The organism is Pseudomonas sp. NPDC090233 (assembly GCF_044772285.1).
Classification (GTDB): Bacteria; Pseudomonadota; Gammaproteobacteria; order Pseudomonadales; family Pseudomonadaceae; genus Aquipseudomonas.
In genome coordinates, this window is record NZ_JBIVYQ010000001.1 from 327,846 (window position 1) to 342,416 (window position 14,571).

13 protein-coding genes and 1 pseudogene are annotated in these 14,571 nt (G+C 63.1%); 1 reads left to right on the forward strand and 13 read right to left on the reverse strand.

Annotation, left to right across the window (positions count from 1 at the left end; all coding sequences use genetic code 11):
• Positions 1 to 4: 4 nt before the first annotated feature.
• The 10 genes from ACIQUF_RS01755 to ACIQUF_RS01800 all read right to left on the reverse strand — a co-directional run bounded on the left by ACIQUF_RS01755 (position 5) and on the right by ACIQUF_RS01800 (position 9,510).
• Complete coding sequence (locus tag ACIQUF_RS01755) at positions 5 to 2,188, reverse strand: response regulator (RefSeq protein WP_403127453.1); 2,184 nt, start codon at positions 2,186 to 2,188, stop codon at positions 5 to 7.
• Between the two features lie 123 nt (positions 2,189 to 2,311).
• A complete protein-coding gene (locus ACIQUF_RS01760) occupies positions 2,312 to 2,875 on the reverse strand; it encodes an NUDIX hydrolase (RefSeq protein ID WP_403127456.1) in 564 nt (187 codons plus the stop codon).
• Positions 2,876 to 2,877: 2 nt separating this feature from the next.
• The gene (locus ACIQUF_RS01765) at positions 2,878 to 3,630 is read right to left on the reverse strand and encodes a GntR family transcriptional regulator (RefSeq protein ID WP_167062359.1); all 753 of its coding nucleotides are present in this window, start codon (positions 3,628 to 3,630) and stop codon (positions 2,878 to 2,880) included.
• An 88-nt stretch (positions 3,631 to 3,718) separates the two neighbouring features.
• A complete protein-coding gene (locus tag ACIQUF_RS01770) occupies positions 3,719 to 4,108 on the reverse strand; it encodes a carboxymuconolactone decarboxylase family protein (protein WP_033697320.1) in 390 nt (129 codons plus the stop codon).
• Positions 4,109 to 4,177: 69 nt separating this feature from the next.
• Complete coding sequence (locus ACIQUF_RS01775; RefSeq protein ID WP_400794819.1) at positions 4,178 to 4,663, reverse strand: flavin reductase family protein; 486 nt, start codon at positions 4,661 to 4,663, stop codon at positions 4,178 to 4,180.
• A gap of 13 nt (positions 4,664 to 4,676) precedes the next feature.
• Positions 4,677 to 6,158: an aldehyde dehydrogenase gene (locus tag ACIQUF_RS01780; protein ID WP_403127460.1), complete on the reverse strand. Its 1,482-nt coding sequence runs from the start codon at positions 6,156 to 6,158 to the stop codon at positions 4,677 to 4,679.
• Positions 6,155 to 6,988 carry an alpha/beta fold hydrolase gene (locus tag ACIQUF_RS01785; protein WP_403127468.1) on the reverse strand — a complete coding sequence of 278 codons (834 nt, stop codon included), beginning with the start codon at positions 6,986 to 6,988 and terminating at the stop codon, positions 6,155 to 6,157. The genes ACIQUF_RS01780 and ACIQUF_RS01785 overlap by 4 nt, the downstream gene beginning before the upstream one ends.
• Positions 6,989 to 7,056: 68 nt before the next feature.
• The gene (locus ACIQUF_RS01790; protein WP_003256068.1) at positions 7,057 to 7,653 is read right to left on the reverse strand and encodes an amino acid synthesis family protein; all 597 of its coding nucleotides are present in this window, start codon (positions 7,651 to 7,653) and stop codon (positions 7,057 to 7,059) included.
• 263 nt (positions 7,654 to 7,916) lie between these two features.
• Complete coding sequence (locus tag ACIQUF_RS01795) at positions 7,917 to 8,957, reverse strand: LLM class flavin-dependent oxidoreductase (protein WP_403127474.1); 1,041 nt, start codon at positions 8,955 to 8,957, stop codon at positions 7,917 to 7,919.
• Between the two features lie 67 nt (positions 8,958 to 9,024).
• The gene (locus ACIQUF_RS01800; protein ID WP_403127496.1) at positions 9,025 to 9,510 is read right to left on the reverse strand and encodes a flavin reductase family protein; all 486 of its coding nucleotides are present in this window, start codon (positions 9,508 to 9,510) and stop codon (positions 9,025 to 9,027) included.
• Between the two features lie 316 nt (positions 9,511 to 9,826).
• On the opposite strand from ACIQUF_RS01800, the gene ACIQUF_RS01805 reads away from it, so the two are divergent.
• The gene (locus ACIQUF_RS01805) at positions 9,827 to 11,230 is read left to right on the forward strand and encodes a purine-cytosine permease family protein (RefSeq protein WP_403127499.1); all 1,404 of its coding nucleotides are present in this window, start codon (positions 9,827 to 9,829) and stop codon (positions 11,228 to 11,230) included.
• A 42-nt stretch (positions 11,231 to 11,272) separates the two neighbouring features.
• Here ACIQUF_RS01805 and ACIQUF_RS01810 read toward each other — a convergent pair whose 3' ends face one another.
• From ACIQUF_RS01810 to ACIQUF_RS01820, 3 genes and pseudogenes are all read right to left on the reverse strand, one after another.
• Entirely contained in the window at positions 11,273 to 12,136 is an 864-nt protein-coding gene (locus tag ACIQUF_RS01810; protein WP_403128862.1) for a methyl-accepting chemotaxis protein, read from the reverse strand.
• Positions 12,128 to 12,898, reverse strand: a pseudogene (locus ACIQUF_RS01815) (MCP four helix bundle domain-containing protein); the annotation flags it as partial. The gene ACIQUF_RS01810 and the pseudogene ACIQUF_RS01815, both read right to left, overlap by 9 nt.
• A 232-nt stretch (positions 12,899 to 13,130) precedes the next feature.
• The gene (locus ACIQUF_RS01820) at positions 13,131 to 14,330 is read right to left on the reverse strand and encodes an NAD(P)/FAD-dependent oxidoreductase (protein WP_403127501.1); all 1,200 of its coding nucleotides are present in this window, start codon (positions 14,328 to 14,330) and stop codon (positions 13,131 to 13,133) included.
• Positions 14,331 to 14,571 lie beyond the last annotated feature (241 nt).

Below are 14,571 nucleotides of genomic sequence, written 5' to 3' on the forward strand. Positions count from 1 at the left end.
CTATTCAGGTACCCAGGACTTTGCCAAGCATCTGGCACACCTGTTCGGCCGAGTACGGCTTGGCCAGGAAGGGAAATCCTTGGTGTCCGCCTTCGGCAATCGCGTCGCTATAGCCCGATGTCAGGATCACCGGCAGTTGCGGGCGCTGGTGCCGCAGCTCGCGGGCCAGCGCCAGGCCGCCCATGCCGGGCATGACGACGTCAGAAAAAACGGCATCGAAATCACCAGCCTCGCCGGCCAACTGGGCCAAGGCGTCTTCGGCCGATTTTGCCCAACTGATCTGGTAGCCGTGATCCTCAAGAATTTGCGCGGTAAAGGTGCCGAGGTCGGGGTTGTCCTCCACCACCAGTATTCGCCGTCGCCCACCGCTAATCTCGGGTTGGCTGGGGCTGACGGTCGCATCTGCCAGGTCGGTGGGTGGCGCCTCTTGTGGCAGGTAAAGAGTAAAAGTCGTGCCCTGGCCCTCGACGCTGGTCACCTCGACATCGCCACCGGACTGCTTGGCAAAACCGAACACCTGAGACAGGCCAAGGCCGGTGCCTTCACCGGGTGCCTTGGTGGTGAAGAAGGGGTCGAAGATGCGATCGAGCAACGCTGCCGCGATGCCGACGCCACTGTCCATCACCGAAATGGCCGCGAATGGCCCATCTTGACCAGGCTGCCCACGTAAGCCCGGCATGAGCTGGTCAGCTTGCAGGCGCAGCCGCAGAATCCCTTCGCCGGCCATTGCATCGCGGCCATTGAGCATCAGGTTGATCACTGCGGTCTCGAGCTGGCTGAGGTCGGCACGGATGTGGCAAGGGGTTTCTGGTAGTTCCAGCTGCACCTGAATACGCGCCCCGGTGGCCGTATCGAGCATGTCGGCCATGGCCTGCAGCCGTGGCCCGGCCTCGAACACTTGCGGGCTCAAGGCCTGCCGACGGGCGAAGGCGAGCAGTTGGCCGGTCAGCTTGGCACCACGGTCGACGGTGTCGGCCATGGTCTTCAGGTAACGCTCGCGGCGGGCTTCGTCGAGGTTCGGGCGCTGCAGGAAGTGCAGTGACGAGCGGATGATGGTCAGCAGGTTGTTGAAGTCATGGGCGACGCCGCCAGTGAGCTGTCCGATGGCTTCGAGCTTCTGCGTTTGGCGCAGGATAGCCTCGGTGTGCAGCAGCTGGGTGGTGCGTTCTTCGACACGGTGCTCCAGCGTGGCATTGAGCGCCTCGAGTGCCGCCATCGCCTCGCGCACTTCGGCATGGGCCTGGACCCGCTGGATGTGCGACCAGCAACGTTCGGTCACTTCGCTGATCAAGCGCAGTTCATAGCCGGTCCAGACGCGCGGTACGTTGTCGTGGATCGCCATCAGCGCGGTAAGGCGACCGTCCTTGATCAGCGGCATGCAGATGGTCGCGGTGATGCCAATGGCCTGGAACGTGGCGGCTTCATCAATGGCCAGCTCATTGAGGTTGTCATTGATCACCAGCGGCTCGCCCGCCTGCAGGCGGCTGACGGCCAGACGGCCGAAATCGGCCAGCCGGTACTGCCCGATCAGCCGGGGTGAGCCGGGTGCCACCGCGTCGCCACAGATATTGAAGCCATCTTGGTCGGCGTCCATCACCGCATAGGCGCAGCTGGACAGTTGCAGATGCTCCACCAGCATGCGTGTGGTGATGGCCATGATCCGTTCCGGGTCGGTGGCGTTGGCCACTTCGCGGCCCAGGTTGTCGAGGAAGTTCAGGCGCTGGCTGTTGACCACGCTGGTGGTGGTTTCGGTCACCGTGTCGAGCATGCCCAGCACGCTGCCGTCCTCGCCACGGATCGGGCTGTAGCAGAACGTGAAGTAGGCACGCTCGGGGCCGCCATTGCGGTTGATGATCAGCGGGAAATCTTCGATGTACACCGCTTCGCCGGCCAGGGCGCGGTCGGCCATGGCGCCGATGTCGGACCAGGCTTCTTGCCATACTTCGCTGAATGGGTGGCCCAGTGCCAGCGGTTTGTTACCCAGGATCGGCGCGAAGGCATCGTTGTACAGGGTAATCAGTTCATCACCCCAGAGCACTGCTTGCGGAAAGCGCGAGGCCAGGCACAGGGCAACCGTTGTCTTGAGTGCGGCTGGCCAGGCCTCCAGCGGGCCAAGCGGGGTGCTGCTCCAGTCGTGCTGGCGGATGCGCTCGGCCATGAGCCCGCCGCCGTCTAGCCACTTTGCCATGTGTTTTCGCCGATCCTTTGCCTGGGAGGATAAGGGTGCACTGAGAATGGTGAATTGGCGAGGGGTTTGTTTCGTCTGGGCGGGCCTCTTCGCGGGTGAATCCGCGAAGAGGCCCGAGCAGGCTCAGCGAATGAAATGGACCTTACCGGTATCGTCATTGCCCATGTAGATCCCGTAGACCCCAGCCTGGCGCTCAAGGATGTAGCGCTCGAGAATCTGTCGAATCGCCGGGTAGTAGATCTCTTCCCAGGGGATCTCGTCCGGCGCGAAAAACTTGTAATCCAGCGTTTCCGCCCCGAACTGCCCGGTTTCTTCAGTGGCGATGGCGCGGAAGATAATGTACACCTCGCTGATCTTCGCCACGCTGAAAATGGAGTAGGGCGAGACGATTTCACCGCGCACGCCGCTTTCTTCCCACACCTCGCGCAGCGCCGCCTGCTCGGTGGTTTCGCCGGCTTCCATGAAACCGGCCGGCAAGGTCCAGGTGCCGGGGCGTGGCGGTATCGCACGCTGGCACAGCAGGTACTTGCCGTCACGCTCGATGATGCAGCCGGCGATGATCTTCGGGTTGATGTAATGGATGTAACCGCAACCGGTGCAGTGCAGGCGTTCGTGGGTGTCGCCAGTGGGAACGCCCCGGGCCAGTTCCGTGGTGCAGTGCGGGCAGTAGCGCGGGGCGTTGGGCATGGTCAGCGGCCTATGCGAGGTTCCTTGAGGGCCAGGGGCTCGACGATGTCGCGCACCTTGGTGTTGTCGTCCTGCTTCTGGCGCAGGTAGTCCAGGGCCACTTTCGCAGCGGCGCGGACGTGATCGACCGAGGCCTGGTGGGCCACCAGCGGGTCGCCGCCCTTGATCGCCTCGACGATCTTTTCCATCTCACGGTTGCTGGCACCACGGCGGTTTTCCTGCGACACCGAAGTGGCGCGCAGGTAGCTGATGCGTGCCTGCAGCTGGCGCAGTTGCTGGGCCGCGACCTGGTTGCCGGAGCCTTCCAGCAGCACGTCGTAGAAGCCTTGCACCGAATCCAGCACCTGCTGCAGTTCGCCTTCTTCCAGCGCCTCGCGGTTGACCTCCAGCGCCCGCTCCAGGGCACGAATGTCCTTGGCCTTGGCGTTGAGGGTGAACAGCTGCACGATCAGGCCTTCGAGCACGCAACGCAGCTCGTAGATGTCGCGGGCGTCTTCCAGGGTGATGATGGCCACGCGTGGGCCCTTGGCGTCGGCGAATTCCACCAGGCCTTCGGACTCCAGGTGGCGCAACGCTTCGCGCACCGAGGTGCGGCTGACGCCAAGGCGGTCGCAGAGGTCGCGCTCGACCAGGCGGTCGCCCGGGAGCAGGTGGAAGTTCATGATCGCGCCGCGCAGCTTGTCGAGCACGATTTCACGCAGGGTAACGGGGTTGCGGTTGACCTTGAAGCTGTCGTCGAGTGGCTGGCGTTTCATCAGGTGCGCTCTTTATGAGGCTGTTGCGCCAACATCGCGGAGCCCCCTGAACCGAGGCACTCCTTGCAGTGGTTCGAACAGCCCGTTGTTAACGGGTTGACTCCGCATCGGCTTCGGCGAACGCCTCGCGGGCCAGGCGGAAACTGTCCACCGCCGCGGGCACGCCGCAATAAATGCCGACCTGGAGCAGGATCTCGCGAATCTGTTCACGGCTCAGGCCATTACGCAATGCGCCGCGAATGTGCAGCTTGAGCTCGTGGGGCCGGTTGAGCGCGGAAATCATGGCCAAGTTTATCATGCTGCGCTCTTTCAGCGACAAGCCATCACGGCCCCAGACGTGGCCCCAGCAATACTCGGTGACCAACTCCTGCAACGGCTTGGTGAACTCATCTGCATTCTGGATCGAGCGGTTCACATACTCTTCGCCCAGCACCTGGGTGCGGATCTGCAGGCCTTTCTCGTACTTTTCGTTGCTCATTGCCTAGCTCCGAATCAAAACAGGGGCCGCAACCAAGGGTGAGAAGGTCGCGCGGCCCCTAAAAGGGTTTCAGCCAAGCGGGGGCAGGGCGCCCAGCTTGCCTTTGTGGTAGACCATCGGCGTGGCGGGGTCGGCCGGCAGCACCAGGTTCTTCACCGCGCCGACGATGATCGCGTGGTCACCGCCGTCGTACTCGCGCCACAGTTCGCACTCGATGATCGCCGTGGCCTTGGCCAGCAACGGGTTGCCCAGCTCGCTCAGGTGCCAGTCGATGCCGTTGGCCTTGTCCTTGCCCTTGCCGGCGAAGGCATAGGCCTCGGCGGTCTGGTCAGCGGACAGCAGGTGGATCGCGAACTGCTTGCTGTCACGCAGGATCGGGTAGGTGTCGGAGGCGTAATTGGGGCAGAACAGCACCAGCGCCGGGTCGATCGACAGCGCGCTGAAGGCGCTGGCGGTGATGCCGACGATACCGCCGTCGGCGTCCAGGGTGGTGACCACCGTGACCCCGGACGGGAAGGAGCCCATCACGTCTTTGTAGATGCCAGGTTCGATCATCTTGTATTACCTCTTAGCGCATCACGAACGGGTCGGGCATCGGTGCGGTGGACAGGTTGATCCACACGGTCTTCAGCTCGGTATAGGCGAGCACCGAATCGATGCCGCTTTCACGGCCGTAGCCGCTGTTCTTGAAGCCGCCGATCGGCGCCATGGCCGACACCGCGCGGTAGGTGTTGACCCAGATGATCCCCGAACGCACGTCGCGGGCCAGGCGGTGGGCACGGCCCAGGTCGCGGGTCCAGATGCCGGCGGCCAGGCCGAACTGCGAGTCGTTGGCAATCTCCAGGGCTTCTTCCTCGGTCTTGAAGCGGATCACCGCTGCGACCGGGCCGAACACTTCTTCCTGCATGATGGTCATCGAGTTGCTGTCGCACTCGAACAGGGTCGGCTCGTAGAACCAGCCGTCACCCTCGACCTCGGCACGCTTGCCGCCCAGGTGCAGCTTGGCCCCTTCGGCCTTGGCGGCGGCGACCAGCCCTTCGACCACGGCCAGTTGCTGGGCGGTGGCCATCGGGCCCATTTCGCTGGCGTCATCTTGCGGGTTGCCGATCTTGATGCGCTTGGCGCGCTCGACCAGGCGGGCGACGAATTCGTCAAAGATCTCGTCCTGCACCAGCAGGCGCGAACCGGCTACGCAGCTTTGCCCGGAGGCGGCATAAATGCCGGCGACGGCGCCGTTGATGGCGCTGTCCAGGTCGGCGTCGGCAAAGATGATGTTCGGCGACTTGCCGCCCAGCTCCAGCGACAGCTTGGCGAAGTTTTCGGCGCTGCTGCGCACCACATGGCGGGCAGTGGCGGCGCCGCCGGTGAAGGCGATCTTGCGTACCAGCGGGTGGCGGGTCAGCGCCGCGCCGGTGCTTGGGCCGTAGCCGGTGACCACGTTGACCACGCCTGGCGGGAAGCCGGCTTCCAGGGCCAGGCGGGCCAGTTCGAGGATGGTCGCCGAGGCATGCTCGGACGGCTTGAGCACGATGGTGTTGCCGGCGGCCAGAGCCGGGGCGAGCTTGATTGCGGTCAGGTACAGCGGGCTGTTCCACGGGATGATCCCGGCCACCACGCCGATCGGCTCGTGCACGGTGTAGGCGAACAGGTCCGGCTTGTCCAGCGGCAGCGTGCCACCTTCGAGCTTGTCGGCCAGGCCCGCCGTGTAGTGGAAGAACTCCGGCAGGTAGCCGACCTGGCCGCGGGTTTCGCGGATCAGCTTGCCGTTGTCACGGCTTTCCAGCTGGGCCAGATGCTCTTTGTTTTCGGCAATCAGATCGCCCAGGCGACGCAACAGTTTGCCCCGCGCGGTGGCGGTGATGCTGCGCCAGGCCTTGCTGTCGAAAGCACGCTGGGCGGCCTGCACGGCCAGTTCCACATCGGCTTCGTCGGCGTCGGGCAGTTGCGCCCAGGCTTGGGCGGTGGCCGGGTTGAGGCTGTCGAAGGTCTTGCCGCTCTGGGCATCGAGCCATTGGCCGTCGATGCACATCTGGAAACGAACGAGGGTCATGCAACAATCCCCTTGGCGGATTCGGTGAGGGTGCGGGCTTGTTTAAGGAAGTCCAGCAGCATCTTGTTGACTTCGCGCGGGGCTTCCACCGGCATCATATGCCGTTGCTCGGCGAGGACCACGCTCTGCGCGCCGGGGATGCTGGCGGCGAGCTGGCGGGTCATGGCCGGGGTGGAACCCGAGTCGAGTTCGCCGGTGGCGATCAGCGTTGGCACCTGGATACTGCCCAGGTCGCCTGCGCGATACATGTCCTGGGTGGCGAACAGCGAGTAAGTGGTGTGATAGCCCTGCGGGTCGTTGCTCGCCAGCACTTGGCGAATCGCGGCGACCTGCGCCGGGTTGGCGGCCTTGTATTCACGGCTGAACCAGCGGTCGAGGGCGGCATCGACATTGGCGTCGGGGCCTTGTTCGGCAGCCTGGGCGGCGCGGGCGATGACGCCGGCGCTCTGTTCCGGGGTGCGGTTGAACACGCTGTTGAGCACCACCAGTGCAGACAGGCGCTGCGGGTAGTTGAGTGCAAAGGCGCGGGCGACCAGGCCACCCATGGAGAAACCGATCACGGTCGCCTGGGTAATCTGCAGGTGGTCGAGCAGTTCGGCCAGCTGCGCGGCGTAGCCTTCCAGGCCGGTGTCGGCGGCAGGCAGCGCGCTCTGGCCGTGGCCGAGCATATCGTAGGCGATGACGCGGTAGTCGTTGGCCAGGCCGACGAACTGCCCGCCCCACATTTCCTTGTTCAGGCCCACGCCGTGGATCAGCACCACGGGTTGGCCCTGGCCTTGGACCAGGTAGCTGGTGCCGGCCGGTGTACGTTCAGCGACAGGCTGAATCATGGAGGGCGCTCCTTGAAGGTCGGGCGCGGCGGGTATTCACGCCACGCCCAGGCCCGTCTTGGTTGTTGTTATTGAGCGTTGGCTTTTTCGGCAGCCAGTTCTTCCAGGTCGATGTAGCGGTTGCCGATGCGCGGGTGCAGGCGGCCACCGTCGGCGGCGCCCAGCACCACGACGATTTCGTCGGCACGCGGGGCATCTTCGATTTGCATTTCCAGGGTGATGTAGTGCGAACGCAGGCCTTCGTCGTCCTTCTGCATCATCGGGATCTGGATCGAGGTACCCGGGCCGCCACGCTTGTTGGTGAAGCTCAGGTAGCTCTTGGCCTGCACGGCTTCGCGGTAGTGGTTGCCGAAGCGCAGGGTGTGAATGACCGCCGAGGCGTGTTCGATTTCGCCGTCAGCGCCGACTACGGCAGCTTTACCGTAGGCTTCGATCTTGTCGGCACCGCCGATGGCGGCGGTCAGGCGCTCGACCATCAGCGCACCCAGCTCGGAGCAGTTGGCGCGGATTTCCGGCTTCAGATCTTCAACGAAACCGCGACCGGCCCATGGGTTCTTGATGACCACGGCCAGGCCGACCATGGTCACCGGCTTGTCGGTGGCCTTGCCGCCTTCGATGCGGGTCTCTTCGGAGTAGGTGACGATCTTGCGGATTTCGAAACTCATGGGTGGCTCCTGGTGAGGGTTATCAGCTCTTGTTGTCTGATGGTATACCATAATATTTGTTGTGCAAGAGGGTGGTGGAAAAATCTCTTGCTGGGGGACGAAAGGCGGCGTTGGTGAGTAATGGCCTGCATTGGGATTTGCGGCGCTCGATCTCATGGGCGCCACAACAATCAAGTCATGCCGGCAAAAAAATGCCCGCTCGCGAGGGCCACACGGGCCGCCGGGAGCGGGCTGATCCCGCAACTGCTTCAGGCAATGGGAATTCAGGCGAACGCCGGTACCACTTCCTTGATGAACAGCTCGAGCGACTTCTTCTTCTCGGCGTGGGGCAGGCTGTTGTCGCACCAGAAGCTGAACTCGTCGACGCCCAGTTCCTGGTAGTACTTGATGCGCGCGATGATTTCTTCCGGGGTGCCGATCATGGTGTTCTTGCGGATGTTCTCCAGCTGGAACGCCGGCACTTCGGCGAACTTGGACTCCGGGCTCGGCTCCAGGAAGCCATTGACCGGTACGGTCTTGTTGCCGAACCAGGCATCGAAGGTGCGGTAGAAGCGCGAGATGGCCTGGGCGCCGACCTTCCAACCCTCCGGCTCGGACGGGCTGTGCACGTGGGTGTGGCGCAGCACCATCAGTTGCGGGCGCGGGACGTCCGGGTTGTTGTCGAGTGCGGCCTGGAACTTGTTTTTCAGGTCCAGTACTTCTTCGTCGCCCTTCATCAGCGGGGTGACCATCACGTTGCAGCCATTGGCCACGGCGAAGTTGTGCGAGTCCGGGTCACGGGCGGCGATCCACATCGGCGGCGTGGCGTTGAACGGCTTCGGTACGCTGGTGGAGGTGGGGAACTTGTAGACCTCGCCTTCATGGGCGTAGTCGCCTTCCCACAGCTTGCGCACCACCGGGACCATTTCACGCAGGGCCTTGCCGCCGTCGGTGGCCGGCATGCCGCCTGCCATACGGTCGAATTCGAACTGGTAGGCGCCGCGCGCCAGGCCCACTTCCATGCGGCCATTGCTGATCACGTCAAGCAAGGCGCATTCGCCGGCCACGCGGATCGGGTTCCAGAACGGTGCAATGATGGTGCCGGCGCCCAGGCGGATCTTCTCGGTGCGTGCGGCGAGGTAGGCCAGCAGCGGCATCGGGCTTGGCGAGATGGTGTATTCCATGGCGTGGTGTTCGCCGATCCACACGGTGCTGAAACCGCCGTGCTCGGCCATCAGGGTCAGTTCGGTCAGGTCTTCGAACAGCTGGCGGTGGCTGACCTGTTCATCCCAACGTTCCATGTGTACGAACAACGAAAATTTCATGGGGCATTCCTCGGAGCTTGAAAGTCTCGCCTGGCGCGCCAGGCGTCAGTAATTAAGGCTAGGCGCTTCAGGCGAAGGCGGGCAGGCTGGCCATCTTGCCGCGGCAGTACACCATCGGCCGTGGGGCTTGCTCGGGGACGATCAGGTTGTGCACCTTGCCCACCATGATGGCGTGGTCGCCGCCCTCGTATTCACGCCACAGCTCGCATTCGATCACGGCGGTCGCACCGGCCAGGATAGGGTTGCCCAACTCGCTCAGGGTCCACTCGATGCCGGCGGCCTTGTCCTTGCCCTTTTTCGCGAAGGCGTAGGCTTCGGCCTGCTGTTCACCGGAGAGCAGGTGAATGGCAAAGCGCTTGTTCTTGATCAGCACAGGGTAGGAATCGGAGCTGTAGTTGGGGCAGAACAGCACCAACGGCGGGTCCATCGACAGGGAAGAGAAGGCGCTGGCGGTGAGGCCGACGATCGAGCCGTCGTCGTCCAGGGTGGTGATGACGGTGACGCCCGACGGGAAGGAGCCCAGGACGTTCTTGTAGACGGTTGAGTCGATCATGGCGTGTACCTCGAATGGGGCAGCGGTGGACCGCTTTTTATCGTTGATGTGTCTGATGGTATACCGTAATACTCGATTTGCAAGCGGAATTTTCCAACGCGGCAGAATCACGATGAATGGCGCAAACCCGCATGAATAGAGGGCTCTAACAAACTGTAGCGGCTTGGCTACGGTTGCTGAACCGGATCAGTTACAGTTTTTTAAGCCGAATCAGTGTTGTCAAAAGCTTGGAATACCATAATATGGTCCGCAGCTGAGAGGCCGCCTAGACGCGGTTTCCTTACAAAGATAAAAACGACCTTTCGAGCTGAAAACCATGTCCCAACCGTCATCGCAACACCAGTTTGTCGAGAATCACACGGTCGATTACGTTCCACCTGCCGAGCGCCATGGGAAGGCGCGCGACCTGTTCACCCTCTGGTTCAGCACCAACATTGCGCCACTGCCCATCGTCACCGGCGCCATGGTGGTCCAGGTGTTCCACCTGAACCTGTTGTGGGGGCTGGTCGCCATCGTGCTGGGCCATCTGATCGGGGGCGTGGTCATCGCCCTGGCGTCTGCGCAGGGACCGCAGCTGGGCATTCCACAGATGGTGCAGAGCCGCGGCCAGTTCGGCCGTTACGGCGCCTTGCTGATCGTGTTCTTCACCGCGCTGATCTACGTCGGCTTCTTCATTTCCAACATCGTCCTGGCCGGCAAAACCATCCACGGCATCGCCCCCAGCGTGCCGATGTCGGGGGCGATCGTGATCGGTGCCCTGAGCGCGACGGCCATCGGTGTGATTGGCTACCGCTTCATCCATATCCTCAACCGTATCGGCACCTGGGTGATGGGCTCGGCGCTGCTGGCCGGCTTCATCATGATGTTCATCCAGGACTTGCCGGGCGACTTCTTCAGCCGTGGCGCGTTCAACCTGTCGGGCTTCATCGCCACCGTGTCGCTGGGCACCATCTGGCAGATCAGCTTCTCGCCGTACACCTCTGACTACTCGCGCTACCTGCCCAAGGAAGTGGGGATTGCCAAGCCGTTCTGGGCGACCTATTTCGGCGCCACCCTGGGCACCATCCTGTGCTTCAGCTTTGGTGCCGTGGCGGTGCTGTGCGTGCCGCAAGGCACTGACGCGATGGACGCGGTCAAGCAGGCCACCGGCTGGCTGGGCCCGATCCTGATGGTGCTGTTCCTGCTCAACATCATCAGCCACAACGCCCTCAACCTGTATGGCGCGGTGCTGTCGATCGTCACCGCGATCCAGACCTTTGCGGCGCAGTGGACGCCCAGCATCAAGGTGCGGGTGATCTTGGCGGCAGTGATTCTGGTGGCGTGTGGCCTGGTTGCGCTGAACGCTTCGGCGGACTTCATCGGCCAGTTCATCGGCTTGATTCTGGCGCTGCTGCTGGTGCTGGTGCCGTGGGCTTCGATCAACCTGATCGACTTCTACCTGATCAAGAAGGGCGAGTACGACATTGCCTCGATCTTCCGCGCTGATGGCGGGATCTACGGGCGTTTCAACCATCACGCGATCATTGCCTATGCGTGCGGGATCCTGGTGCAGCTGCCGTTTGCCAATACGGCGCTGTATGTGGGGCCGTATTCGAATATTGTCGAAGGGGCGGATTTGTCGTGGCTGTTTGGGTTGATCGTGACGGTGCCGCTTTACTATTGCCTGGCTACGCGAGGCAAGGCTGAGAAAGTTGTGCGGGCCCTCAGCGTCAACGATTGAGGGCAGTGACTGGGGCCGCAACGCGGCCCCAGCTGTTTCAGATCAAACCTTGAACTGCGCCACCATGCCGTTCAAATCCACCGCCAAGCGCGACAGATCCTGCGCCGCCGCACTGGTCTGGTTGGCCCCCGCCGAGGTCTGCATCGCCAGATCGCGAATGTTCACCAGGTTGCGATCCACCTCCCGCGCCACCTGTGCCTGTTCCTCCGAAGCACTGGCGATCACCAGATTGCGCTGGTTGATCGACGCGATGGCCTCGGCAATTACCTCCAGCGCTTGCCCGGCACCCTGTGCCACTTCCAGTGTACCGGTCGCCCGGCCTTGGCTGCTGTGCATGGCCGTCACCGCCCGCTCGGTACCGTTCTGGATCCCGGCGATCATCTGCTCAATCTCCGCAGTGGACTGCTGGGTGCGGTGGGCGAGGGCGCGTACCTCGTCGGCGACCACGGCAAAACCCCGGCCGGCCTCACCGGCACGCGCGGCTTCGATGGCGGCATTGAGTGCCAGCAGATTGGTCTGCCCGGCGATCGCCCCGATCACATCGAGCACGCGGCTGATCTCGTTGGCATTGTTAGCCAACTGCTCGATCTCGGCAGAGGTGCCGGTGACGTCATCGACCAGGTGCTGGATTGAGGCCAGCGCCTGATTGACCTGTTCGCGGCCATCGCGGGTAGTGCGGTCGGCGCCCTGGGAGGCGTCGGCGGTGCTCACCGCATTATTCGCTACTTCCTCGACGGCAGCGGTCATCTGATTCACGGCTGTGGCCGCCTGGTCGATTTCCGCGCTTTGCTGATGCAGGCCGCGGCTGGTGTCTTCCGTCACGGTGTGCAGTTCTTCCGAGGCCGATGCAAGTTGGTCGGACGAGGCGGCGATCTTGCGCAGGGTGTCGCGCAGGCTGGCCTGCATGCGGCTCAGGGCACGCAGCAGCAGGGCTGGCTCATCGCGGCCGGTGACCTTGATGTCCTGGGTCAGGTCGCCGGTGGCCACGCGTTCGGCCACGGCCACGGCATCGGCCAGCGGCACGACGATGCTGCGGGTGAGGGCAGTGGCAATGGCGGCCAGGGCGAGCATGATCACCAACAGCGCGCCAATGACGGCAGTAAAAGCTTCGTCGGCCACATCGCTGCTGCGCTGCGAGGCCTGATCGGCACCGCTTCCGTTATAGCTGATCAACGCCGTCATGGCTTTCATCATGCTGTCGGCGTACTGGGTAAGGGGGCCGGCGATCTGTTGCTTGGCCTCGTCCATACGTCCGCCAGCGATGTCCTGCAGCACCCGGGCCTGGAGGTCGAGGTACTGTTGGTGGGCGGCATTGAAGGTGTTGAACAGGGCACGGTCATCGGCGGCGATGATCGTGGCCTCATAGTCCTTCAGGCCATCGTTGAGCTGTTGGTTGATGCCTTTGAGCAGGTCGATGTTGCGCAGGCGCTCGCTGGGGCTGTCATCCAGCGCGGCGCGCAGTGTGACGGCGCGGGCGCGGCCGAGGTTGGTGCTGATTTCACTGAGGGCGACCACGGCGGGCATCCAGGTCACACGGATTTCATCCGTGGCCTTGTCCATCTGCCGGGTTTCGTAGAGTGCGGTAAGGCCCATGGCCATGACCAGAACGCCCAACAGGGCGAATGCGCTTGCCGCGCGAGTGCCGATCTTCATATTCCGTAACTGCATGGAATGCTCCTTGACGGTGGCGTGCAGGCGTCAAGAGCATGGACGGAAGGCCGGGTCACCGGGGTGATGCCAAGCTCTCGATGCGCTGCGGATTTAAGTGTGTGCCTCACCCTCTTGAATAGTTTTTGATTTCAATGATGCCATATGGCCAGCATTATTGACCAGTCATTCAATGTAACGACCAGAACTGACAAAACCGTCATTTGTTGACGGTTTTGTCAGGAAGTTGCCGTTAAACGATGGCGATTGCCGGGTCTGCGGCAGCCAGGGCCAAGGCGCGATCAGCGGCTGGCGGGTAGATCCAGATCCCGTTGATCTGGCGCTTGAGATTCTTGCCTTCCTGGCCCTCGAGTTTCAGCTCGCGCTCCCAGCCTTCGCTGAACGCCGCGCCCCAGCCACCGAGGTCCAGGCACGTTACGTACTTGGGCTGGCGGTAGATCACCGGCTGTTCGCCGAGCAGGTCGGCCATGGCGTTGTTGCCCGAGTGGCGGCCCATGGGGATGGCGTGCTGGCAGGTCATCAGGGCATGGTTGCCCAGTTCATCGACGGCGGCCCAGGCGGTGTCGCCGGTGGCGTAGATGTGTGCCTGGCCGATGACCTTGAGGTGGTCGTCGACCTTGAGGCGGCCAAAGTTGTCACGCTCGCCGGCCACTTGCGCGGTCAGCGGGCTGGCTTTGACGCCCACGGTCCAGATCACGGTCTTGCTGGCGATGTACTCGCCGTTGTCCAGGGTCACGCCACCGGCATCGACCGCGACCACCGAGGTACCGGCCAGCCACTCAACACCGGCATGTTCGCAGGCGGAGACGATTGCTGGCGTGATGCCCGCGCCCAGCGCTTCCCCAACTTTCGCGCCACGGTCGACCACCAGCACGCGCACGGCGGCGTCGCCGAGCACGGCACGCAAGCGGTCCGGCATTTCAGTCGCGGTCTCGATACCGGTAAAGCCACCGCCGCACACCACCACGGTGTTGCGTGCCGGCGAGGCGGGCAGGGCAGCCAGGCCCGCCAGGTGCTGCTCAAGGTGTACGGCCGACTCCATCTGGTCGACATCGAAGGTGTGTTCGGCAAGGCCTGGGACTGCCGGGCGTGCCACCTGGCTACCGGCGGCGAGGATCAGGCGGTCGTAGGCGATCTGCTGGGGTTGGCCATTGGCGTCGGTGAAGCTGACGCTCCGCGCTTCGCTGTCGATGGCCTGGGCATGGCCTTCGATGAAGTGGACGCCCACGGCTTCGAACAACTCACTCAGCGGCGCCTTCATGCCATGCACGTCGGCTTCATAGAAGCGCGGGCGGATGCGCAGTTCCGGCTGAGGGGCCAGCACGCTGATGCTCAGGTCGTCGCGCTGGGCCTGGTCGAGCAGGCGGGCGGCGCTGAGGGCGCTCCATACACCGGCAAAGCCGGCACCGATGATCAGGATGTTCGATTTCATGAAGGTGCTCCTTGGGTAATGGGGCTTCGAGGGTTTGTGTGTCTCTCGAATAACTGCGACTGTATTGATCGTAGTTAAGAGCCGCAAGCTTTTTTTGCGTTCGGGGCTTGTCACTGCCTCAGAGGAAATCGCTGAAAAGCGCATATTTGGCGGTTTAAGAGGTGTTTTTGCTAGGTTTGCGTGGCGACGAGCGGGGCATTTTCACTTTGCCAATGTGTAGGGATCAGCGTACTATTTGCGA